Source organism: Roseovarius sp. EL26, from assembly GCF_900327775.1.
Lineage (GTDB): Bacteria > Pseudomonadota > Alphaproteobacteria > Rhodobacterales > Rhodobacteraceae > Roseovarius.
Genome location: NZ_OUMZ01000006.1, coordinates 273950 through 297500, shown reverse-complemented (window position 1 = coordinate 297500; position 23551 = coordinate 273950). Strand labels below are relative to the sequence as shown.

The window sequence follows — 23551 nt, the reverse complement described above, 5'->3', positions numbered from 1 at the left end:
ACTGCCCATGCCATATGATTACGACAATCAAAATATCTTTGCCAAAATCCTACGCGGCGAAATTCCAAATGACACGGTTCTTGAAACCGAACATACTCTTGCGTTCAACGATATTGGCCCTCAAGCCCCTGTGCATGTGTTGATCATACCCAAAGGTCCTTATGTCAGTTTCGATCATTTCTCGGCAGAGGCCAGCGATGCGGAAATAGCAGATTTAAACCGGTCCATTGCCAAAATCTGCCAAATGACAGGTGTTGCCCCTAACGCAGGCGGTAACGGATATCGCGCGATTGCAAATTGCGGCACTGATGGCGGACAGGAAGTACCCCATTTCCATATTCACATTTTAGGTGGCCACGCTTTGGGGGCGATGCTCGCAAGATCTTAAGATTACTAGAAATAGCCACCGTGGCCTAGCTGCACCATACATGGCGCAGATCTGAGCCCTTCACTTGATCCACACAAACTGCAATGTTACTTTGGCCTTTGTTCGCCAGAAACACACTGGGTAAGTAGGATTATCTCGTTAACTATCCGCCCGTCGTTCTATAATAGAGGCTTTGGTATGGCTCCTGTAAACACAGGCCTAGGTGGCCCAACAGGACACGGTGAAAACAGCTTCATCGGATCGTCTCTTGACGCGGGAAATCTGGATGACGGATCTGTTGAAGTAGACATTACCTCTGTTTTTTCAGGCGGCTTGAATTTCTTCGGCACGACGTACAACAGCATATACATTAACAGTAACGGCCTGATCACTTTTACCGGCCCGAATACCACCTTTAACGCACCAGATCTTTCCACCTTGACTGAACCCGCTATAGCCCCGTTCTGGACGGATGTTAACGTCAGCGGTGGCAGTGCAACTGGCAGCAATAATATTTACTGGGATATCGATCCAATCAACGGCAAGGTCACGATAACTTGGTTCGACGTTGAAGCCTTCAGTAGTACGGGCAACAACACGTTTCAGGTTGTACTTTCCAGTTTGGGCGACGGCACGGTTGGCATTGAATTCATCTATGAAAATATCGAATTCTCAAATGGCTTCGGAGCTCAGGCACAAGTTGGCGTCACCGACGGAGGCAGCAATGATCTTATTGCCCCAGGATCAGGCAATGCCAGTGACCTTTTGAACCTTCCGACCACAGACCTTGACCCTGATAGCCCGGATGGAATCTGGGACATATTCGTAAAAGGCACAGAGGTCGTGTGTTTCCTTGAACACACCCTAATTGAGACGGATCTAGGACAAAAGCCAGTTCAATGGCTGCGCAAAGGAGACATGATTGCAACCCTCGGAAATGGCTTTCAGCCACTGATCCAGGTTCTTCGCTCACGTTATTTTGCCTATGAAGACGCGCTTCCCATCCGAATCGAGGAAAACGCACTCAATAACACCAAAGACCTTTTCGTCTCGCAACTGCATCATGTTTTGATTGCCCACCCCGTTTGTGAGCTGCTTTTTGGCGAATACGAGGTATTTGTTGCGGCCAAAGATCTGCTCGGTCTGCCCGGTGTTCACAAAATTACCAAGCCGCAGCAGGTGACGTATTATCATCTGCTATTGGACGACCATCAGGCGGTCTATTCCAACGAACATCCATCTGAAAGCTTCTTTGCTGGCGATCTTGCGCTTTTGTCTCTCGAAAGTACTCGAAATCAAATGCACGAGGTCTTGGCACAGAACAAATCAAAAGCGAAAACCTCCCATCTTCGCCTAAAACATTATGAGGCCTGCATATTAGTCGATGCGTTGATGGATGAAGACCGCAACCAACATGTCAATAAACCGGCGCATCACTCGCAACTGGATGTGACCGCCTGATTGCCATGCAAGCTCTCCGCTCTAGATCAGATTATTTGACAACTTCCCTATATGGCTAAGCCCACCGAACCCGTCGACTTGAAGCGATTTACGCAACGGTACGCTTGATCCAACACCTTGCTCCACCTTTTAGTGAGAGGGACGTTGTAAATTTGCGGATCCTGTTCATGCCTCTATCGGCCTTAAAAAGTGAAAACCAAATCACGCCCGAGTTGGAAGCCATGCTTTTGGCACAAAGGTCCGCCTATCGAGCCGATCCGATGCCAAACCGCGCAACCCGTATCCGCCGACTGGATACACTTCACAATGCGTTGCTTGACCATTCCGACCAATTGATCACCGCCGTCAGTCAGGATTTCAGCAACCGCGCTGCGGCTGAAACCTATCTGACTGAAATCGCTCCGTTGCTGGACGGCATCGCCTATTACCGAAAACGGCTCAAGCGTTTTATGAAACCACAGCGCCGCCACGCCCCTTTGTTATTGCAGCCTGCCTCGACGCATGTATTTTATCAGCCATTGGGCGTTGTTGGCATTGTGGTTCCATGGAATTTTCCCATTTTTCTGGCGTTGTCCCCAATGATTGGCGCGATCGCAGCCGGTAATCGGGTGATGTTGAAAATGTCCGAATTTGCACCCGCGACCGGCGCATTGCTTCAAACCATACTTGGCAAAATCTACACGCAAGACGAAGTGAGTGTTGTAACCGGTGATGTCGATGTGGCCACTGCGTTCACCGCGTTGCCATTTGACCACCTAGTGTTCACCGGATCGACCCAGGTGGGTAAAATTGTCATGCGGGCTGCCGCTGAAAACCTCACCCCTGTAACATTGGAATTGGGCGGCAAGTCCCCAGCCATCATTCACGAAGATTTCCCCATCCAAGAGGCCGCCAAACGGTTGGCTTTTGGTAAATGCATAAATGCCGGGCAAACCTGTGTGGCACCAGATTACATTCTGTGCCCCAAAAACAAACTTGATGCCTTTTGCACAGCCTTTGTCGAAATCGTCAGCAAAAGCTATCCCAGCTTGCGCGACAATAATGATTTTACCGCGATCATCACAGATCGACAAAAAGCCCGGCTTGAAATCTACCTTAGGGACGCACAGGAAAAAGGAGCCGAACTGCTCCCGATCAACCCCACCAACGAGGCATTTGACAACAGTCGTAAAATGCCGATTACGCTGATACGAGGCGCCCGCGATGACATGCTGGTGATGCGCGAGGAAATCTTTGGCCCGATCTTGCCGATAATACCCTATGACAGCTTGGAGCAAGCGATCGAATTCGTGAACAATCGCCCGCGGCCACTGGCTCTGTATTACTTTGATTGGAACAAAAGTCGCGCCAACGATATTCTGACCCGCACTCATTCTGGTGGGGTCGGCATCAATGATACACTCAGCCATGTCGCAGCCGATGACATCCCCTTTGGTGGAATCGGTTCGTCTGGTATCGGGCACTATCATGGCAAAGAGGGGTTTTTGACCTTCTCCAAAGCCAAAGGCGTATTGCGCAAAGGCCGGGTAAACACCACCCGTTTTGTCGGACCACCATGGGATAACCTGATGTACCGCAGTTTGAAAAAGTTTCAGAAACTACGCCACCGTCGGCGTTAAAAAGCACCGCAATTTGGAACACATAAGACATCCGGTTAGATGCTCATGACCTTCGATTATAGCATTACCAGAGGTGGGGTCTGCAGGCTGCGTTCTAGCCAACCGACTAAGTAAAGATCCAAGCAAAATTGTCTGCCTGCTCGAGGCAGGCGGGGTTGCCATGGAGCCGGGGCGGCCCACCCCATTTCCCATGCTTTTATGGCCGCAACCCAACTATGCGGGCACAAATTGACGGATGAATTCAACACTGGTGACTACGAGGGTGTTGAACTCTATCAAGTTACGCAATTTCACGATCCAGCCAAAAATGGCGTACGCTGTTCCAGCGCGGCGGGCTTTCTGTTTCCGGCCCTGTCTCGTCCTAATCTGACTGGAATTACGCAAGCCCAAGCAACCCAACTGACCTTTGACGACCGGCGCGCGACAGGCGTAATTTATCAACATGAAGGCCAGGTTCTTTCTGTAAGTGTAAAACAAGAGGTACTGCTGTGTGCTGGCGCATTTCAGTCTCCGCAATTGCTGCAACTGTCCGGCATCGAAGACGGTGAGGCACTCAATCAGTAAGGGATCGATGTGCGTCAAGATTTGCCCGGCGTTAGCAAGAGCCTACAAGATCATCTGGATTTCATTCTCGCCTACAAAACCAAAGATACAGACACATTTGGGTTGGGCCTATTGGCGCCGCTCGAATGATTGGCCATCTTGTAAGGTGGGCACGTGATGGCAAATCGATGTGTGCCACTCCCTTTGCCGAAGGTGAGCCTTCCTGAAAACCAATGCCGGATTAGAGCGCCCTGACATTCAACTGCATTTCGTCATCGCCATGGTCGAGGATCACGCCCGTAAGATTCGCCCTGGATATGAGTTTACCTGCCATATGTGCAAATTACGCCCAGAAAATCGTGGTGAAGTTTTTTACAAAGCGGCGATCCCTATGCGCCTCCCGGCATCGACCCTCAGCTTCTTTCTGACCCGCGTGATCTTGAAGATATGATCGAAGGGGCAAAAATGACCCGCACCATTCTAGAAGCTCCCGCAATGGGGCGATACCGATACAAGGGACGTTTTGGTACAGACACCGCCAATTCAAACGCAGATTGGGAGCATCATATTCGCAGACGGGCAGACACGATCTATCATCCCGTTGGGACTGCAAAATGGGGCACGATGAAATGGCTGTTGTGACACCTGAGCTCAACCCGTACGGGATCGATGGATTACGTTTTATTGATGCTTCGGTGGTGCCCCGGTTGATATCTGAAAATACCAACGCACCCACAATTATGATTGCAGAATAGGCCGCCGACATGATCAAAACCGCAGGCTAAGTGCAGGCGCGACCCACCGCACAAGATATGACTTACTGCCAATTCTGAATAGCCTCCAGTAGTGCTTTCTTGTTGATCGGCTTGCTCAGAAAATCATTCATTCCCGCCTGCAGGCAACGGTCACGATCTTCGCGCATGGCATTCGCTGTCAGAGCAATAATTGGACAGTTCTGCGCCGTTTTTTCATGCTCCAACTGCCGGATAGCTCTGGTTGCCTCCAATCCATCCATTCGTGGCATCGACATATCCATCAAGATGATATCCGGCCGGGCGTTTTTATAATGATCCACCGCTTCACAACCGTCATTGGCAAATGTCAAAGCAACAGGGGCATCTTTAAGCATTTTTTTGACAACGAATTGATTGGTCTTGTTATCCTCTGCAACCAAAATACTCACCGATTGATCCATATCCTTTGCAGGTTCACGTCGGTTTTCAACAGGGGTGGCAGCTCGCGATTGCATTTGTAACGATCGCGCAATCGTATTGCGCAACTGCTCCGAACGCACCGGTTTGAGAAGCAGCTCACAACAGCCGATTTCCTCACGGGTTGCCACGCTAAGAGACTGATCAACAGATGACAGAATAATCAGTGGCAGGTTTTTATGGCTATCCATTGACCTGATTGTCTTGGCCAATTCCTCCCCATCCATTTTTGGCATTTGATAGTCCTGAATTATCAGGTCAAATACCTCGTGATTTGCCTGAAGAATATCCAATGCCTCATCACCAGAAGAGGCCAGAACAACCTTGATACCCCAGGTTCCAAGGCGTTCAGATAAAATCCTGCGGTTCAACTCAAGATCATCCACCACAAGAACATTCAGACCTACCATATTAAGCGTACTTGCCGGAGTTTCTTCAAATGTTTCGGGCGCACTGACCAATGGCAATTCGATGGTGAACGTCGAACCTTGCTCAAGCTTGGATACAGCGGAAATTCTGCCCCCCATAAGGCCTATCAAGCGCGTTGAAATTGCCAGCCCTAAACCTGTGCCCTCAAATTGCCGGTTGCGCGCACTATCCACTTGTTCAAATTCATTAAAAATCTTGTCCAGTTGATCTGGAGGGATCCCAATACCGGTATCGGTGATGGTAAGCGTCAGAAGATAGTCATCCCCCTGTTTTACCCCGGACACATCGATATACACATAGCCTTCCAACGTGAACTTTATGGCGTTACCGGCAATGTTCGTAATGACCTGACGCAACCGGCCAACATCCCCTTCATAACACCGGGGTAATTCAGGGTCGTAGCGCAGGGTTATTTCCACAGACTTTTCGCCCGCTTTGGCCGATAGCAAAGTCACGACATCTTCCATGGCGGACTGCAAATCAAAGGGTGCAAGTTCAAGCTCCATCTTCCCCGCTTCGATTTTGGAAAAATTCAGGATATCGTTGATAATCGCCAATAGTGCCGCGCCCGATTTCGCAATTGTATCGGCATACATTATCTGATCATCGTCTAGGTCCGTCTCCAACATCAGTTCCGCCATACCGATCACCCCATTCATCGGGGTACGTATCTCATGGCTCATATTTGCCAGAAAATCAGATTTCGCACGGCTCGCCTTGTCCGCTTCCTCCTTGGCGTGCCCCAGGGCAAACTCCCGTTCATCACGCTCTTCAAAGGTATCCTGCAAAACAGTGACGGAAAAATCCAACGCCTTGAATTCCTTGCTGACAAAAGAAGATAGATATTTTCGCTTGTAATTTTGGCCCAATATCACCGCCGACATTCGTTCATGGATATTTCGCAACGGACGCATTGCCAGAAAGTTTGTTTGCACCAAAAACAGCACCGACAAAGCAATCACTGTAATTGCCGTCACAATCCGGAGATGCATTACATTTTGCGCTATTTGCGCCTGTCCTTCTGCCGTTGACCAATCGACCTCCATCATTCCGAATGGCTCGCCTTCGACAATGATGTCATTTGTGAACTGGCGAATTTCTTCGTTGCCCTGTGTGTCTGCCCAATCGGTTTTGGCAATGACCGTGCCATATTCATCCTTGATAGAAATCGCCCGCAGCTTTGAATTGCGCTGAAGAGCTTCGTGCAATGCGCTCTCAAGAACAGGTGTGTCCTGAATGATGATCGGCTCCACCAACAGACCGCTCAGCAATGAAACTGTCAAATTCGCTTGGGACAACAATTCAGCGTTCATGCGTTGCGTTTCAGAGCGCCGTTCATATTCACCGATCAGAAACGTTACCAACGCAGCGGCGACGGTCATCGACAGGATGAACTGCGCATTGATGCCCATGTTTTTCAAAACCTTGATCCTCTCCATCATCAGAACATGTAGCTGTGCTGAATTGCATCACGTATCAGGTCATAATCAGTATCTGTTCCGGCCAAAAAGCCACCTTTGCTGACGCTTTTCAATGCCGCTTGATCTGCCGCACCCAACATCACCTGACGCATTGCAATCATAACATCAGGATCAAGATCAGCCGCTGAAATCCAAGGTTTTGTCACATTATCAAATTCAAAAAGTGCGCGAATCGGAACTCCCTTTTCGACAAGTTTTTTGAACGTGCTTTCCTTAAGCGCGCCGGCCGTGTATTTTCCCGTGCCGACGGCCATACCGACGCGATCATGTCGTCCAAGGTAATCGTAGCTGCTCAGTTCATGACTTGTGATGCCCGCCTGAATCAGATGACTTTGCGCGAGATACCGGCCAATTGTTGAAAGTTCATTCCCAAACGCAAAACTATGCTGAGACAACTCTGACAGGTTCTGCATTTCGTTATCAGCATGCACCGCAACGATGCCTTTGAACCGTTTCTTACCCTTTTTCGCCTCCATCGCGACGATATCTATCCCATTGTTGCGCTGATAGGCGGTCACATAGGAAGCCGGGCCAAAGCGGGCGAAATCGACCTCGCCATTAACAAGTTGGTCAATACCTGTTTCATAGTCACTGGCGATCTTCATTTTGATCGTAACCTGCTCGCCAAGGATGGTGGTCATCTCTCGCTCAAGATAATTCAGGAACGGCTTGTATTTCCGAACAGTCGTCGTTGGCTTATCCGCAGTGTAAGTTCCAAAGATAAGCGTGATCTCAGCACGCGCGGGAAGCGCAGTCACCAGCAGTGATAAAATCAGGATAAAGAGTGGTAGAGCAGCCATTTTCAGTTGCTTGGCCAGCATTCCATACAAGCGATTCATTGGGCAGTCCTCGGTCTTTAAAAGAGGCGCAAGTCAAAGCACCAAAAGGGATTCTTTCGCCGATTATGTCCCGATAAATCAAAAGACTTCGTTAATGTGATTTCACAACGCCTGGGTGCATCTGATTTTCTCCAACAGATCGCGCCATCCGTTAACCAATTATTTCATAAATGATTTATTAACAAATTTCATCTCTTAATAGTTGAATTTTACATTAATCAAACAAGGCGGCTCGCCATGACCAACCCAAAAACAGGGGACCATTCTGCTTTTCATTTGTTAAATCATCTAGGCCTGATCGCGCTAGTTTGCATGGTTATGCTGACGCCAAAACCCGCATTTGCCATCCCTTCTCCGGAGCTTGTGATCGGTTCTGTTTCTTCATTATCTCAAGTCTTTGCCGTTGCTTTTGCAACCCTGACAGGGACAGCGACCCTTTTCGCGAGGCGGTTTGGATACACGCCCGCCTCCAAGGGTGGAACGCGGCGCTATCCTATTCGGTTGATCCTCAGCCTCGTTGGCATTGTTGTTGCGTTAGGTGCCCTCAATATGTGGCAACACCAGACGCAAAAGTCAGAAAACCAGACACGCCTTCAGGCCACTTTAGTGCGCCCGGCGCAGTTTGACGGGCAAGCCATAAAAGATAAAAATCTTAAGGAAACCAATTTTAGTAAACAATCAACAAGCCCTCTGGCCATCACCACACAAGTCGCCCAGCGCTTGCTGACACAAGACAGCACAACGACCACCGCTTTTTTCGACGTACGTGAAGCGGGCGAACATCGGATGGGCACTTTGCCCGGGGCGCAACACGTGCGATTTCCCGATTTCCTGCAATCCGATCTGGCGTTTGAAGGTAAGCAGGTCGTCCTGTTTTGCCACAACGGCAACAGAAGCAGTGAAACCTGCGCTGAACTGGCAGCGCGCGGGATTGATTGCCGCTTCATCGCTGGTGGCATCGAAAAATGGATTGTTGAGGGCAAACCCTTTAGCGACAAGGCCGTCAAAACCCTGTCCGATCTGCGCGCAATCCCCAACTATCCCAACAAGAACGTCCTGATCGGAACCAAACAGTTCAAAGAGCTAACAACAAAGTCAGATTTGCAGATCGTCGACACACGTTATCCAGGTGATTTTGCCACCGGACATTTGCCTGGTGCGATCAACATACCGATCCGCGCCCTGCCGACGGATGAGCTGAAAAAACGCATCGCGCAGCTACAAGACAAGCCAACGATTGCCGCCTGCTACGACCGGCGCAGCTGTTTCATGGCGCAGGTACTGGGGTTAGAGATGAGCGAGGCAGGCATCGATTTTCAAGGCCGCTACACAACACCTTGGGAGTTTTTTATCCCCCCCAAGCCCAAACCTCATGTTGAGGCCTGGTTGGCAGCCCAACAAGCCACCCTGTGGGACAAAGCTGTTGGCGCGCTTGCCAGTGCCCTGACATGGGTTGGCAAGCACTCTCATTTTGTCGTTGGGCTGTTGATGTTATCGCTGCTGTCGCGCCTGCTCGTTTTGCCAATCGCGCTTAAATCTGAACGCGATCAAATCACCACAGCACAACATGCCAATGAATTCACCACACTGAAACAGAAACTAAGACACGATCCGGTGCGCAAGGCCCGTGCAGTGCAGCAATTTTATACCGACAACGGCCTGACCCCGATGCGCAATCTGACCGCGTTATTGTTTCTACCGATCATGATGCTGGGGCTCAGCGCCACTGGGCAGGCCGGGAAAAACACCACAGATCATTTTCTTTGGATACAGCAGCTTGGTCTGCCTGACAGCACATATGCCTTGCCCATCTTGTTTTCGGCTTTGGGCGGGGTTTATTTGCACTGGGCCGTCGCCAAAACGAGACGTCAGGCAATGATCTGGTGGGCCATTGGCACGCCGCTTTTGTTTGCTCTGACATGTGGCCTAAGCGCGGCTGGCAATATCTACCTGTGTATCAGCCTGATACTGTTGCTCATCCAACGCGCCTATGTAACTGGATTTCCGGGTAGGATGTCTCGAAAATTTGAGGAATTCAGCCAATATAGAGTCGACTCTAGATTACCCAAGGGAGTTATTCCCCTGCGCTTAAGCGCGTCACTTCAGGGTAGTGGTAACAAATCTTATCGCTTGTCATTGCTGAAAAATGCGGGCCTGCCAGTGCCCGATGGGCTAGTCATCAGGTCCAGTGCCATTGCCCAATTTGGCGCGATGTCGGACGCTGATAAAACAGCTTTTGCAAGCAAAATCTGGCGACAGGTCGGCCCAAACCCCTGCGCCGTGCGCAGTTCCGCCGCAAGCGAAGATGGTGCTGACAATAGCTACGCTGGCGTGTTTGACAGCGTGCTGGATGTCACCGAACACAGCTTACGTGCCGCACTTGATACGGTGATTGCCTCGTTTTCATCCCAACGCGCGGCCAGTTACGACAATAATGGCCCGGTGGTACATGACGGCAATATTCTGGTGCAGCGCATGATCAGCCCGGATTATGCTGGCGTCATGTTTACCCAAGACCCAACCGCGCCCGGCCTGATGATGATCGAACTGGTCAAGGGCAACGGTGATGATCTGGTTTCCGGGCGCGTCACACCGCAAAGCCTGCGGTTTGGGCGGCATAGTTTGGCTGCAATAGACACTAAACTAACGCCGATGGATCTGACTCCTCTGATTATGCTGGGTCACCAAATCGAAACGCTGATCGGATGTCCGCAAGACATCGAATGGGCTTATGCAAATGGCACATTCCACATCGTGCAAAGCCGTGATATCACAACGCTGGCAGCGCGTGATCCGGCCCAATTGGCGCGCAATGCAGAATGGCAACGCATATTGGCCACCTATAAAGACGCCCCTGCAGATGCGGTCATTCTGGAACAAGATGAGATGTCAGAGGTTCTTCCACAGCCAACGCCGTTATCATTTTCCCTCATGTCGCGGATCTGGTCCCCCGGCGGTAGTGTTGATCTCGCCTGCCGGGCCCTTGGTGTAGGGTATAACCTGCCCGAAGGACCGCCAGAGTATTTGGTCAATCTCTTTGGTCGTACCTATGTCGATCAGCAGTTAAAAACCGGCCTGACCCTACGACTGAGCAAGCCCAAAGCGCGGCAGCTACGCAAGATGGCCCCGCAGATCATCACAGAATTTCGCACCAAATTCATCCCGAAATTGGCCAATGATTTGGCATATTGGCAGGCGTTGGACTTTGCAGCTTTGCCGCAAAAGCAACTGATTGAAACGATCACCGCCTTGCAAGACAAGCTGGTCACCGAGGTCTACGTCGAGGCTGAAAAAATCAATATCATCGCAGGCTTTACCCTTAATGAGGCCGAGACACTGGCCATTCATGATGCAGAGATACATGAACGCCTGCAACATCCAGTTCTTCATCATACCCCGATCCGTCTGATAGATGCTTGCGCGGCGTTACCACCGGCAGAACAAAAACCCGCCTTACTGGCGCAGATGGGACACCGGGCGATCTTTGATTATGAGCTGAGCATTCCCCGTTACAATGAAACGCCTGCGCTGCTCTGGCCTTTGCTGGACAGCGCAATGCCATTGGCTGCCAACGAAGCCGGGGCCCCTGTCCTGAACCCGGACAATCCAGTGGATCTGGCGGTTGCATATCAGGACCTCAAGGAACAGGCCAAGCACGAGGCCCTTAAAACATTTGCTCAGTTGCGTCGTGCAATTGTAGCACTGTCAGATAAGGCGGATTTGTCCGACCTGATTTTTCAGCTTGAGATGGATGAACTAGAAACGCTTGATGACATTGATCCTGCAATCATTCGGTCAAAGACACAGCACCGCAAAGATCAGGCCGCATTGCTACGCCAACATGCCCCAAGTCAAATCAGCCTGACCCTGCAAGATTGCGAGCGGCTTTCTGCCCCATCGCTTGCAGGCTGTGATCATGATCAAGAGGGCATGGGCGGCACCTGTGTGGCTGGCAGCCAAGCGATCAAGGCCCGCGTTTTTCACATCACCGATGAGACACGCATAGATGCCAGTGTTTTTGACGGATTTGAAGACGGCGACATCATTGTCTGTCGGATGGTCAATCCCGCATGGTTGCCATGGGTTCAGCGGGCCGGTGGTGTGCTCAGTGAAATTGGCGGCTGGCTCAGCCATATGGCAATCGTTGCGCGCGAACGTGACATTCTGATGCTGGTGGGCTGCACCCATATGGATCAATTGCACAGCGGCATGATCGTTCAGGTCGAACTTGATGGCAGCATCACGGCCGAAGACGCTCCTGTCTCGTTGGCTCGCCCCGTTCCCGCGTCTGTGCGCTCGCGCCCTTGAGCGCACAGGTTGATAGTTCGGGCCAGATATTACTGGATTTTGTAACGTTCGGCATTCAATTTAAGCCGGGCAGCGTTAGCTTTGACCTGCTGTTTGAGCGCCTCTTGCGTAAATACCCGCAGGCCTAGGTCAGGGCGATAGCCATGAATTTCGCTCACATCCAGCGCGCGCATAAATTCAAGGATTTCTTTGCTCACAACCTGACCCGGTACAAGAATCGGGAAACCGGGTGGATAGGGGATAATGAACGAGGCTGAGACCACCTCATCACCACTTTCCATCGCCGCTTTGACCGAACCGTCAAGCTCCAGATAATCACAATTCTGCTCATCATAAGACAGGAAGAACGCAGATCGAATGTCACCTTCTGATGTCGCCTGATCTGTTCTGAACCCATCATGGAACCGGCTGAAATCCGGCAATGGCGGCAAATCATGCATCAGATTAGAAACACGTTTTTCGAACCCGCGCCGCTCCATCATTGACGCATCATCCAACAGATCATCCAGATCATTGGCGATCTCGACCAGCACCTCGATCAGATAAGCGACCGAAGATCGCGTTGTGCCGATGTTGGTCATGAATAATACAGTATTGCGTGAGGTTTTGTTAATTTGGATGCCGTATTTGTCCATCAAAATCTTGGTCTTAAACGTATCCCCGTCCCAACCTGTGCCACCGACAGCCAGCGTGACACGTGTGGCATCTAGGGCAAATTCATCGTTTTGCCAGCAATCCCAGATATCCGTCCAACCCTGCTCGGGGTCATAATGGCTGGTGACGCCGCTTTCGCGATGCTCCTCGGGGATCATATCGCCCGAGGTCAGGACCTTGAAGTACTTCTTAAGCTTCGGATGGGTCGAGATTGCGCGCCGCATCGACATCGCCGCCTCGACTTGTCGTTGGACAAATTCAAAGCCTTCCAATTCAACCTGACGTCGCCCAACATCCAATGACGCGATGATCTGATAATTAGGCGAGGTCGACGTATGCGTCATATACGCCTCGTGAAAACTCGCCTCGACTTCTCCTTTGAAGTCCTGATCATTGACATGAATCATCGATCCCTGCCGCAAAGATGTCAGCGTTTTATGCGTCGATTGTGTAGCATATGCCCGTACTCGAGACTTGGGTGATGGCAGCAATCGCGTGTTCAACAACGTCTCTTCGTCCGCACCTTCCAGCTCTTTTTGCTGCGCCTCGTAAGCCGCTGCATAGGCATCGGTTTTGAATTTAGCGCGCAGGTTATTGGCCGCATTCATCGCCGTACGTTGTCGGTAGATCGGGCCAAAGCGTGCAAAGGCAAACCAAGCCTCATCCCACAAGAAGACCAGATCAGATTTGATGGCGAGACATTCTTCCATCATCCGTTCAACATTGTAGACGATCCCATCAAAAGTACAGTTGGTCAGCAACAGCATCCGCACCCGATCCAGCTTTCCCTCGGCCTTAAGCCGCAAAAGCTGATGCTTGATCTCACGCAAAGGCACCGCGCCATACATCGAATATTCATTCAACGGATAGCTATCCAGATACACCACCTGCGCCCCGGCTAGAACCATGCCGTAGTGGTGCGACTTGTGACAATCACGGTCTACCAGGACAATGTCACCAGGGCGCACCAGCGCCTGCACCACGATCTTGTTACAGGTCGATGTACCGTTGGTGGCAAAGAACGTTTGCTTTGAACCAAATGCCCGGCTTGCCAACTCCTGCGCTTCCTTGATCGGCCCGTGCGGTTCCAGCAGGCTATCAAGCCCCCCCGACGTGGCCGAGGTTTCCGCCATAAAAATATTAGGGCCATAAAACGCACCCATATCTTGAATCCAATGGCTGCGCGTAATCGATTTTCCGCGACTGATCGGCATCGCGTGAAACACACCGGTTGGCTGCTTGGAATATTCGACAAGCGCGGTGAAAAACGGCGTTTTAAAACGCGCCTGTACCCCGCGCAAAATATTCAGGTGCAGTTCCGAGAAATCTTCTTGATTGTAGAACACCCGCCGGCAGATCCCCAAATCCATGCCGGCAATCTCTTCAACCGAACGCTCTGTCACCAGATAGGCGTCCAACTCAGGCCGCACCTGTCCAATGAGGCGACACAGCTCTGGGCCATAATCCTCTGGCGCCAACGCATCAAGGTCCTCAACGCTGCTGGCCTGATTGAGATAACGCGTCAGCAATTTAAGCTGAACCTGCGATTCCAGCACCAGACCGGGACGTACAATGATGGCCTGAATGTTGTGATTGAACAGAATGCCAATCAGCGCATCCTGCAGGCTCGGCACAGTGACCATCTCATAGTGAAACGGATCTTCCGGGCGGCGCATTTTGGCAAAGTTGCTTTTCAGCCAATGTTCTTGATGCTCATTAAGATCATCAACCACCATCACCTCAAAATAGGGCTTGGCCAGCGACCGTGCTTCCAAAGATTGCGTTGCTTCGTCTTCGTGTTCTTCGACGTCAACGCTGTCACGCTCAAGCGGGATCAGACGGCGGCGATAAGCCCCTGTGGTCAAGGCCCGCAGAATGCGTTGCACCGTAAAGGCCAGGTCGTCATAGCTTTTGTGGTTGTACTGTCGCCGTACCCGGTCAAAGACCTGCACACCCGGAAAGGCCCAATACCCTTCTACCAGCGCCAGTGAATCGAAAATGTCTTCAATCTTTTCTGCCAGCGCTGCAGCGTTCTTGCCCTTGGGGTCGCGCGCCAGTGCTGCAGTCGCTTCTTTTAAAGTACTCCAATGATCATTGCGTAATTGAACTGCCGAATAATAGTCGTCCATCGATTGCATATGATCAGTCCCTATCTCTATTAATTATTTGCTTAATTGGTCATGCTCCCTGCATGGTCATCCACTCACGGTATCAACTGCAAAGGGTAGCGCCCCTTCAGGTGCTGCCGCGGTGTCATTTGGTGAACTTTCTGTTGAGGCCGCCTCGGCTGGCACATCAACGTGAATACCAGCGCGTGAACCCTGCTGTGGGGTCTCAAGTGGGCCAAGCGTTTTCAGATAAGCATCTGTGCCGCTATTACGATCATAAACCGAGAAATCAGCAGACCGATCACGGAAACTCTTAAGCACCTGTCCCAAGCCTTTCATGCCCGTCTCGCGTTGGCGGCGAACCATATCAAGATCCAACTCAATCGGGAACATATCCTCTTGCCCAGCGGATTGATGTAACACGGTCGCGGTCGGGTCGATCACACAAGACCGGCCAACGCCGCCCGCACCCAAACCGTTGACATCAAACACATAGCACTGGAATTGCGCCGCTGTTGCACGGGCGATAGCCAGTTCGGCCTCGCGGTCAGTGGTGCCAGTCAAAACCGGATGCAACAGCACCTCGACCCCCTGACTGGTCAACTCGCGCGTGGTTTCCGGGAACCAGATATCATAGCAGATCGACAGGCCAAACCGGCCCACATCCGGCACATCAAAGACGCAAAATCCTGTGCCTGCCTCTACGCCCGCCTCGTAGGGACGGAACGGAAACATCTTGCGATAGGTCGAGATCACCTCGCCTTGGGGGTTGATAACGGTGGCGGTGTTGTAAATCTTGCCTTCGGGTGTCTTTTCAAACATCGATCCCGGTATCAGCCAAACATTGTGCTTTTTCGCCGCTGCGCAAAATTGGTCAATCGCCTCATTCTGCAGCGGCAGAGCAAACTTCGACAACGGGCCATAAGGGGCCAATTCACTGAATAGAACCATCTGCGTCCACGGGAAGCGCGCCATCAGGATATCCAGCCTTTGGATCATTCCATCGACATTTGGATGCAATGCGTTCACATACATTTGCACTCCGGCAACCGCGAATGGCGTCATACAGATTTTTCCTTCTTAAACACGCAGATTTAATCAACCTACAATGTTTCTCAGGAAGAACAACAGGGCCCATTAACGATTTGACTAGAAACCAAACGCCCATTCGTTCAAGGGCGCGACGTATGCGTGGGCTACCCAAACTCTTCATGATGACAAAGGATGATGGGCGGCAGTTCCGGAAAAACCTAGCGCAGTAACGTCATGGACAAATCATCAAGAGCAGCGGCGATTGCAGTCCGGTTTGGCTTGTAAAAGACCCAGTTTTTGATCTGCCTCGATGTCACAAGCCCTGCTTTTTCAAGAACCCTCATATGAGACGTGACTGTTGGTTGCGTCAGGCCAATCTTTTCGGTGATGGATTGGACACAGACCCCGTCCTCGACAAGGTCGCCGTCAGTTTGGGCGGGAAAGTGGTCAACAGGCGCTGCAATCCACCGCATAATCTGGAGACGTTTTTCGTTCGAAAGCGCTTTAAGGGCTGGAAGGGTTGACATTTTACGATTCTATATTGATGTTTATCTATATTGATTATCTTCTATGCAGAAGTAACATGGCGAGGCGAAACTTGAAAGCCTCCAGACGGAGCACTTAGGACCGTGACCCAGAACATCGAAACGGACGACAAAGCGCTTGGGATCGCGGTTCTGGCAATCTTGTCGGGTGTATTTGTGGCCTCTCTCAGTGATGCCTTCATCAAACTGGTCAGCGCAAACATTCAGCTTTGGCAGATATTCCTCCTGCGGTCTTTGCTCACAATACCCGCGCTGATCCTAGTCATAAAAATCCGCTCACCACATGCATCAATTTTCCCACGTGAAATTGCCTGGACCGCACTGCGGAGCCTTCTGCTCGTCTTCATGTGGGTTGCCTTATACGCCGCGCTACCAATGGTGAAGCTGTCCGTTGCCGGTGCCGCCTACTACACATTGCCCCTTTTCATCACGTTGTTTGCTGCAATTTTTACCGGCGAAAAAGTTGGGGCCAAAGGCTGGCTCGCGGTTGTGATTGGTTTCTCAGGGGTGCTGTTGATCCTTAGACCAAACGCTGCCGATTTTAACCCTTACGCCTTGTTACCCCTCGCCTCGGCCATCTTTTATGCCATAGCAATGATACTGACGCGCTCAAAAATAAGGGACGAATCCGCGCTGGTGTTGTCGCTTAGCCTGAACATGGCATTTGCCATCGTGGGGGCGTTGGGGTCACTGTTCGTCGCAATATCAATCCCCACGACACCCGCTGCCAATTCATTCCTACTCAGCGATTGGGTGGTCTTGGACCTTCAGGGCTGGCTGGTCATAGCTATCCTCGCAATCTTGATCACAACCGGCAGCCAGCTTGCAACCATCGCCTATCAACTTGGGCCATCATCGACCGTATCGTCGTTCGACTTTTGCTATCTCGTGTTTGTCGTGATGTGGGGGGCCATCTTGTTTGGGGAAGTGCCAGACGCCGTAACCATACTTGGCATCACCCTAATCGCCAGCGCTGGCATAATGGTCATTCAAAAAGCATGAGATAAATCCATGACGGCATACATAATATTTCAAGAGAGCATTTTTGATCAGAGTGCATTTGAGGAATACAAGAAACTGTCACCCAAATCGATAGACGCATTTGGCGGCCGCTTCATTGTGCGCGGGGGAAAAATAGACGTTCTTGAAGGTGCGATGCCGCACGAACGCGTCGTGATCATCGCGTTCCCAACCGCAGATGCAGCGCGCGCCTGGCATAGCTCAGACGACTACGCCGCAGCAAAATCCCTACGTCAAAGAATTTCCGATGGTGACGCCATTCTTGTCGAAGGGATTTAGGCACCAATCCCGGGGAATGCTACGCCTCTCCCCGGACCTCCGGCTCAGGGAACAACTCACTCAACGATACCGATCGCCCGTTATCCAACACGGTCCGCGCGTGGTAACGTTGCAGTTTGCGCGGCTCCGATGCGCCACAGCTGTGCGCAATGGTGCCTACTTCCTTGCGCATGTTCTTGGCGTAATAGGCGACCCGCTCGGCCTTGTTTGTCGGGTCCAGACCATATTGCAGCTTGGCATCATGGGTGGTGATGCCGGTTGGGCAGGTGTTCTTATTGCACTGCAGCGCCTGAATGCAGCCCAGGGCAAACATGAATCCGCGTGCCGAATTGACAAAATCCGCACCCGCACAAAACGCCCAGGCCACCTCGGACGGGTTAATCATCTTGCCACTGGCACAGACTTTGATCCGGTCCCGCAGCCCGTGACGGATCAGAACATTCACCACCAAAGGCAGGCTTTCACGCACCGGCACACCCATATTATCGATCAGGCTCATCGGCGCCGCCCCGGTGCCACCATCGGCGCTGTCGATGGTGATGAAATCCGGCGCGCTTTCAATCCCGCGCTTCAGGATCGCTTCACATAGATCATCGAAAAACCCATACGCCCCAACCACCGCCTTAAACCCAACCGGCTTGCCCGTCAGATCGCGAATGTGATTGAGCATATCCAGCAGATCATCAACACAATCCACCTCGGGATGGCGGTTCGGGCTGATGGCAGCTTTGCCCACTTCAATCCCGCGAATGGCTGCGATCTCTTCGGTCACTTTCTCACCTGGCAGGATGCCGCCCTTACCCGGCTTGGCCCCCTGGCTGAGCTTCAGCTCAAACATCTTGACCGCATCATGTTCGGCCACCGCGCGCAGCTTATCGTCATCAAACCCGCCCTCGGGCTTACGCACACCAAACTTGCCGGTGCCAATTTGAAACACGATGTCAGCGCCGCCTTCCAGATGATATGGCGACAACCCGCCTTCGCCTGTATTGAGCCAAATACCCGCCTTCTTCGCCCCATGTGACAGCGCCCGCACCGCCGGAACCGACAAGGCGCCAAAACTCATCGCCGAAATGTTGAAATAGGAATCCGTGGTATAGGGCTTTCGCGCATAGGGCCCCACGGTCACAGCCGTGGGCTCGGTTTGATCTTCGGTCAGCTCCGGAAACGGGCAATTGACGAAATAAACCGTGCCGGTTGGCCGCAAATCCCGCGTCGACCCAAACGCCACGGTCGAATCCACATTCTTTGCGGCGCGATACACCCAAGACCGTTCCGCCCGGTTAAACGGCATCTCCTCGCGATCCAGCGCAAAGAAATACTGCCGCAGAAATTCACCCATATGTTCGAACAGATAGCGAAACCGCGCGATCACCGGATAGTTGCGCCGCAACGTGCTTTCGGTTTGGGTCTTGTCGCGCACATAAAGTACAACAACCCACAACACAGCGAGCCCCACCGCCAAGACAAACAGATAGGACAGCAGTTGCAGCAATCCCAAAACGAAATCGGATACTTGTGTCATGACCGTGGCTCCTCCAGCGGATTGGCTATTGCAGATCGTAGCGTACACTCACATTGCCTTCCGATACCACAGCCTTGCAAGGGACTCAGCCCCATTCACGGCAACTTGTCCCAGCGCGATTGAATGTTAATGGCACTCACAGATCAAAGGCTTAGCTGCAGTTGAGACAGTTGCAGCAAGGTACAGCACGTGTTTTTGACAAAGCAGGACATTCATCATTTTCAGCCATCTCGCCCGCATCCGAATGACCCAACCGCCCCATTACGCGAGGGGCTGCAGCAGGCGGGGCATTTCGGACCTGCGCAATTGGCTGGACGCACCTTTCCAATGGCCTGTGTCGCGCTTGAGATCACCCAGCGCTGCAACCTCGACTGTACGCTGTGTTATCTCTCTGACCTTGCCGAAACCGTGCGTGACGTACCCTTGTTTGAACTCAAGCGTCGGATCAAGATGATCCATGATCACTATGGCGACCACACCAATGTCCAGATCACTGGCGGTGATCCGACCCTGCGCACCGTGCCCGACCTTGAGGAGATCGTGCGTGAGATCAAAGCCCACAACATGCGCTCGGCTCTCTTTACCAACGGGATCAAAGCCAGTCGGTACATGCTGGAAAGGCTGGCCGAAGCTGGTCTGGATGATGTGGCGTTTCACGTCGATGTCACCCAGGAACGTAAAAGCTATGAGAGCGAAGCTGCCCTCAATGCGATCCGTTTGCAGTATTTGGAACGCGCCGCAGGGCTGCCGCTTCGGGTCTTGTTCAATACGACTGTTTGTGCCGACAACGTACACGAGATCCCCGATCTGGTGCAGTTCTTCATTCAACACGCTGGCCCGATTTCCCTCGCCTCTTTCCAGATGCAAGCCGACACCGGACGCGGGGTTCTAAGAGAACGCGATGCAACCGTGATCAACCAACAGTCGGTGATCGAACTGATCGAAGAAGGTGCAGGCACCTCGCTCCCGTTTGACTTACCAATGATCGGTCACCCCGATTGCAACAAATACACCGCCGTACTGACGAACGGCAAAACCACCGTGCCCCTCTATGATGACGCACCCTTTTTCACCACCCTATTCCAAGCCATGGCGCAACAAGAGGGTGATTGGTCAGTTGAGCACAAAGTGTTGCCCCGCGCCCTACGGACTGCTGCCCGCTCACCCCGTATAGCCTGGCTCGGGATGGCCTATGTCTTGCGCAAGATTTGGGAATTCAAATCGAGTCTATTTCTGCACAAAACACCGAAAAAGATCAGTTTTTTTATCCATAATTTCATGGATGCAGAAAAGCTTGAGGGAGACCGCTGCAACTCCTGTGTCTTCATGGTGGCCACCGCGCGCGGGCCACTGTCGATGTGCGTCCACAATGCCAAACGCGACACCATGATCGCCGAAGCTGTGCCCAGCAAACCCGGCCAGCAAGCCTGGAACCCGATCGAGGCCGAGATCCCCACCGCCGGCCTGCCTTACAAGAAACTCAAAGGCCGATTGCGCGCACAACAAGCCGAAGCTCGCAAATCCGCCTGATCAGAACCCATTAAGCGCCCAATCGTATTCATAGCGTTGGATGCGCGTCTTGCCCGCAAGTTTCGCCCGCAGCTCTGGCGCGGCGTAACCCCGGATATGGTCCAGCACAGCTACCTCTGATCCGCCAAAATCATCCAGATACCAGCTATAAATCTTTGAGGCAGTGATCTGCCCGCTCTCGCTTACCCGAATCCCACGCGGATCATTCACATAAGACCGCGCTGCCACCCCTAAAGCGTCGGTGATGTTCTTCGCCGTGTAAGCCCGCTGTCCCAGGTTAGGGCACCCTACGGCAGCGCAATTCAACACATAATGAATTTCCGGCATATCCGGCCACAGCGGACGGATGATCCCATGCTCGATATCATGCAGGCTGGTTTCGACACCATTCACCAGCAGGCGCTTGTCTTCCCACGGCCCCAAGTCAAACCCTTTGCCCTTGATGTTACGGATCGACGCCACCGGATAGTGATCCAAAATCACATCCACCGTCAGCGCATTATAAAGATTCACCCAATACGCCAGCTGCGCTTCTTTGGTCAGCATGGCTACATCAACGGCTATCAACATTCGCAAATATTGCTTTAATTCAGCATGATCAGAGTCTGAAACCTTTGCATATCCAACCCGCACCACACCCGCCGGATCCTTGCGCGTATGGTCCTGCAAAAAACTGTCCCAAACTCTATGGTCCAACCGCGCCACAGTACCGCTACCACGCACATCGGGACGAGTCAGGCTGTTGTCAGGGATCGCCAATCTCTCAAGCGAAGCGCAGGCTGACAGAGCTAACATCGATAAAGCAATCAAAACAAACCGGAGCATGGGGTAACCTTTCGCAATCCTGCGTCATTCAGGATTTTACCGGCTCACCCACCCCACAGACCAATATCTTTTCAGTGATCTGACGTGTTCGAAATCGTGATCAGCTTTCCCAACCAAATTTATAGTGATGATGCTCGAACGAGATCTGCTGACCCACACCACTCAGCCCCGGTTTGGCGTTGCGAAAGATCTTGCTCCAGATCGGTTGGATCGTCACGCCATCGTTCTGAATCAGCTTCTCCATCTGCTTCATCACCTTACGGCGCTGATAAGCATCGGCCAGCGACAGTGCTTCGGCCAACAGGTCGTCAAACTCTTTGTTCGACCAGCCAAATTCGTTCCACGCCTCACCTGATCGATAGGCCAGCGCATGGATCTGTACGCCCAAAGGACGGTGGTTCCAGCTGGTCGCACTGAATGGATAGTTCATCCAGTTGTCGCGGAACTCATCGCCCGGCAAAACCGAGCGTTTCACTTTGATCCCCGCCTCATTCAACTGCGCCGCCACCGCGTCAGCCGTATTTTTGACCCAGCTTTCTTCGCTCGAAATCAGCTCGTGCTCAAAATCCTTCATGCCAGTCTGTTCCATGAAGGCCCGGGCAGTATCGGGATCATAGGACATGGCCGGCAGTTTGGCATATTCCGGATGCACCGGGGCGACATGGTGGTTTTCACCCACCACACCTTTGCCGTCTGCCGCCTCATCTAGAACCCGCACATTATCCACGGCCATTTGTAAAGCACGGCGCACGCGTTTTTCCGCATAGGGGCGCACGCCGACCACTTCCGCCCGCTGATTGGCGCGCACCACAACCGTGGCCGCCGTCGCCACCTCAGACAGGGTCCAACCCAACTCAGAGAGCTGTTCCGCCAGAACCCCTTCTGAGCGATGCACCATGTCCACCTCATCTGCCTGCGCGGCAGCAAGCCAATTAGCAGGGTCACTGCCAGCATCGACATATTCGATCCGGTCCAGATAAGGCCCGCCGTAAATTTCAGTACCCCACCACTCGTGCGCCTCATTGCGCGCCAGTGTGGCGCCCACGCCGGGCTCATTGCGTTCAACCACATAAGGGCCGGTTCCCACCAGGTCGATCATCTGATTGGGGTCATAACTGCTGTGCACTACGGCTGCCGGATAGTCGGCAATGCTAGGAATGATTGTAATATCCGGCCTGGGCATGCTGACCAACACAGTATGATCATCCACCGCCGTCACGGACCCATCGATCAGCATTTGCGTCTCAGGGTCGATCAACGTAGCCATGCGCCCGGCCATCGAATTGCCCTCAACCGTCTTATCAGCCCAGCGCGCAAAGTTACGAACAACATCCTCGGCGGTGAAATCATCGCCGTTGTTCCACTTGATACCCTTACGCAGGTAAAGCGTGAACTCGGTCGCATCCGCATTGGCCGCCCAGCGCTCCAGCAACATCCCCCGGAATGACCCGTCGCTGTTGTATTCGACCAGATATTCCAGCGTGCCGCGGGTGACATTGGCGATCTCAGGCCAATCAAAGGTGCGGGTGTCCTTGAGCGCCCGAACCTCCATCTGACAACGCAACGTACCACCTTGCTGGGGGGCCGCCTGTGCCTGAGACGGTGCAACTAAACCAACCAACCCATAAGCCGCCGCACTGCTCACACCCAACGCAGTTGCTCGTGCCAGAAATTCCCGCCGGCTCAACTGCTTGGACTTATACTCTCCCGCATAACGCACTGCCGCAGGGTGCTGCTGACTGAGTTGGGTCGTTTTGCGGGCCATGGCTATTGTC

16 protein-coding genes and 1 pseudogene are annotated in these 23551 nt (G+C 52.3%); 9 read left to right on the top strand and 8 right to left on the bottom strand.

The features are described 5' to 3' along the window. Positions 1 to 7: 7 nt before the first annotated feature. The 5 genes and pseudogenes from D9A02_RS06295 (at position 8) to D9A02_RS19415 (ending at position 4745) form a co-directional block, all read left to right on the top strand. The gene (locus D9A02_RS06295; RefSeq protein WP_120500133.1) at positions 8 to 388 is read left to right on the top strand and encodes a histidine triad nucleotide-binding protein; all 381 of its coding nucleotides are present in this window, start codon (positions 8 to 10) and stop codon (positions 386 to 388) included. Between the two features lie 312 nt (positions 389 to 700). Further along, positions 701 to 1828 (top strand): Hint domain-containing protein, encoded by a 1128-nt coding sequence (locus tag D9A02_RS06290; protein ID WP_162932979.1) that lies wholly within the window; start codon positions 701 to 703, stop codon positions 1826 to 1828. Between the two features lie 167 nt (positions 1829 to 1995). After that, positions 1996 to 3447 (top strand): coniferyl aldehyde dehydrogenase, encoded by a 1452-nt coding sequence (locus tag D9A02_RS06285; RefSeq protein ID WP_120500131.1) that lies wholly within the window; start codon positions 1996 to 1998, stop codon positions 3445 to 3447. Positions 3448 to 3675: 228 nt separating this feature from the next. Then, complete coding sequence (locus tag D9A02_RS19420; protein WP_254054567.1) at positions 3676 to 4011, top strand: GMC family oxidoreductase N-terminal domain-containing protein; 336 nt, start codon at positions 3676 to 3678, stop codon at positions 4009 to 4011. Positions 4012 to 4395: 384 nt separating this feature from the next. Continuing rightward, positions 4396 to 4745, top strand: a pseudogene (locus D9A02_RS19415) (GMC oxidoreductase). Between the two features lie 62 nt (positions 4746 to 4807). On the opposite strand, the gene D9A02_RS06275 reads toward D9A02_RS19415, so the two are convergent. Together D9A02_RS06275 and D9A02_RS06270 are read right to left on the bottom strand one after the other, a co-directional pair. Then, the gene (locus D9A02_RS06275; protein WP_254054565.1) at positions 4808 to 7072 is read right to left on the bottom strand and encodes a response regulator; all 2265 of its coding nucleotides are present in this window, start codon (positions 7070 to 7072) and stop codon (positions 4808 to 4810) included. After that, positions 7072 to 7950, bottom strand: a complete 879-nt coding sequence (locus D9A02_RS06270) for a PhnD/SsuA/transferrin family substrate-binding protein (RefSeq protein ID WP_162932978.1) — start codon at positions 7948 to 7950, stop codon at positions 7072 to 7074. Before D9A02_RS06270 ends, D9A02_RS06275 begins: the two co-directional genes overlap by 1 nt. 237 nt (positions 7951 to 8187) lie before the next feature. On the opposite strand from D9A02_RS06270, the gene D9A02_RS06265 reads away from it, so the two are divergent. Next, positions 8188 to 12258 carry a PEP/pyruvate-binding domain-containing protein gene (locus D9A02_RS06265; protein ID WP_254054564.1) on the top strand — a complete coding sequence of 1357 codons (4071 nt, stop codon included), beginning with the start codon at positions 8188 to 8190 and terminating at the stop codon, positions 12256 to 12258. Between the two features lie 29 nt (positions 12259 to 12287). Here D9A02_RS06265 and D9A02_RS06260 read toward each other — a convergent pair whose 3' ends face one another. The 3 genes from D9A02_RS06260 to D9A02_RS06250 all read right to left on the bottom strand — a co-directional run bounded on the left by D9A02_RS06260 (position 12288) and on the right by D9A02_RS06250 (position 16579). Continuing rightward, positions 12288 to 15050: an aminotransferase class I/II-fold pyridoxal phosphate-dependent enzyme gene (locus tag D9A02_RS06260; protein WP_120500130.1), complete on the bottom strand. Its 2763-nt coding sequence runs from the start codon at positions 15048 to 15050 to the stop codon at positions 12288 to 12290. A 57-nt stretch (positions 15051 to 15107) separates the two neighbouring features. Then, entirely contained in the window at positions 15108 to 16085 is a 978-nt protein-coding gene (locus D9A02_RS06255; protein WP_120500129.1) for a carbon-nitrogen hydrolase family protein, read from the bottom strand. 185 nt (positions 16086 to 16270) lie between these two features. Next, entirely contained in the window at positions 16271 to 16579 is a 309-nt protein-coding gene (locus tag D9A02_RS06250) for a helix-turn-helix transcriptional regulator (protein WP_120500128.1), read from the bottom strand. Positions 16580 to 16681: 102 nt separating this feature from the next. On the opposite strand from D9A02_RS06250, the gene D9A02_RS06245 reads away from it, so the two are divergent. Together D9A02_RS06245 and D9A02_RS06240 are read left to right on the top strand one after the other, a co-directional pair. After that, positions 16682 to 17599 (top strand): DMT family transporter, encoded by a 918-nt coding sequence (locus D9A02_RS06245; RefSeq protein WP_120500127.1) that lies wholly within the window; start codon positions 16682 to 16684, stop codon positions 17597 to 17599. Between the two features lie 9 nt (positions 17600 to 17608). Beyond that, positions 17609 to 17896, top strand: a complete 288-nt coding sequence (locus tag D9A02_RS06240) for a DUF1330 domain-containing protein (RefSeq protein WP_120500126.1) — start codon at positions 17609 to 17611, stop codon at positions 17894 to 17896. Positions 17897 to 17915: 19 nt separating this feature from the next. Here D9A02_RS06240 and D9A02_RS06235 read toward each other — a convergent pair whose 3' ends face one another. Then, the gene (locus D9A02_RS06235; RefSeq protein WP_120500125.1) at positions 17916 to 19421 is read right to left on the bottom strand and encodes an FMN-binding glutamate synthase family protein; all 1506 of its coding nucleotides are present in this window, start codon (positions 19419 to 19421) and stop codon (positions 17916 to 17918) included. 189 nt (positions 19422 to 19610) lie between these two features. Between D9A02_RS06235 and D9A02_RS06230 the strand changes: the two genes are divergently transcribed. Next, on the top strand, positions 19611 to 20951 hold the full coding sequence (locus tag D9A02_RS06230) for a radical SAM protein (protein WP_120500124.1): 1341 nt from the start codon (positions 19611 to 19613) through the stop codon (positions 20949 to 20951). Here the strand turns inward: D9A02_RS06230 and D9A02_RS06225 are convergent, their stop codons facing one another. Continuing rightward, a complete protein-coding gene (locus D9A02_RS06225) occupies positions 20952 to 21776 on the bottom strand; it encodes a DUF547 domain-containing protein (protein ID WP_120500123.1) in 825 nt (274 codons plus the stop codon). Positions 21777 to 21876: 100 nt separating this feature from the next. Further along, positions 21877 to 23541 (bottom strand): ABC transporter substrate-binding protein, encoded by a 1665-nt coding sequence (locus tag D9A02_RS06220; protein ID WP_120500122.1) that lies wholly within the window; start codon positions 23539 to 23541, stop codon positions 21877 to 21879. Between the last annotated feature and the right edge of the window lie 10 nt (positions 23542 to 23551).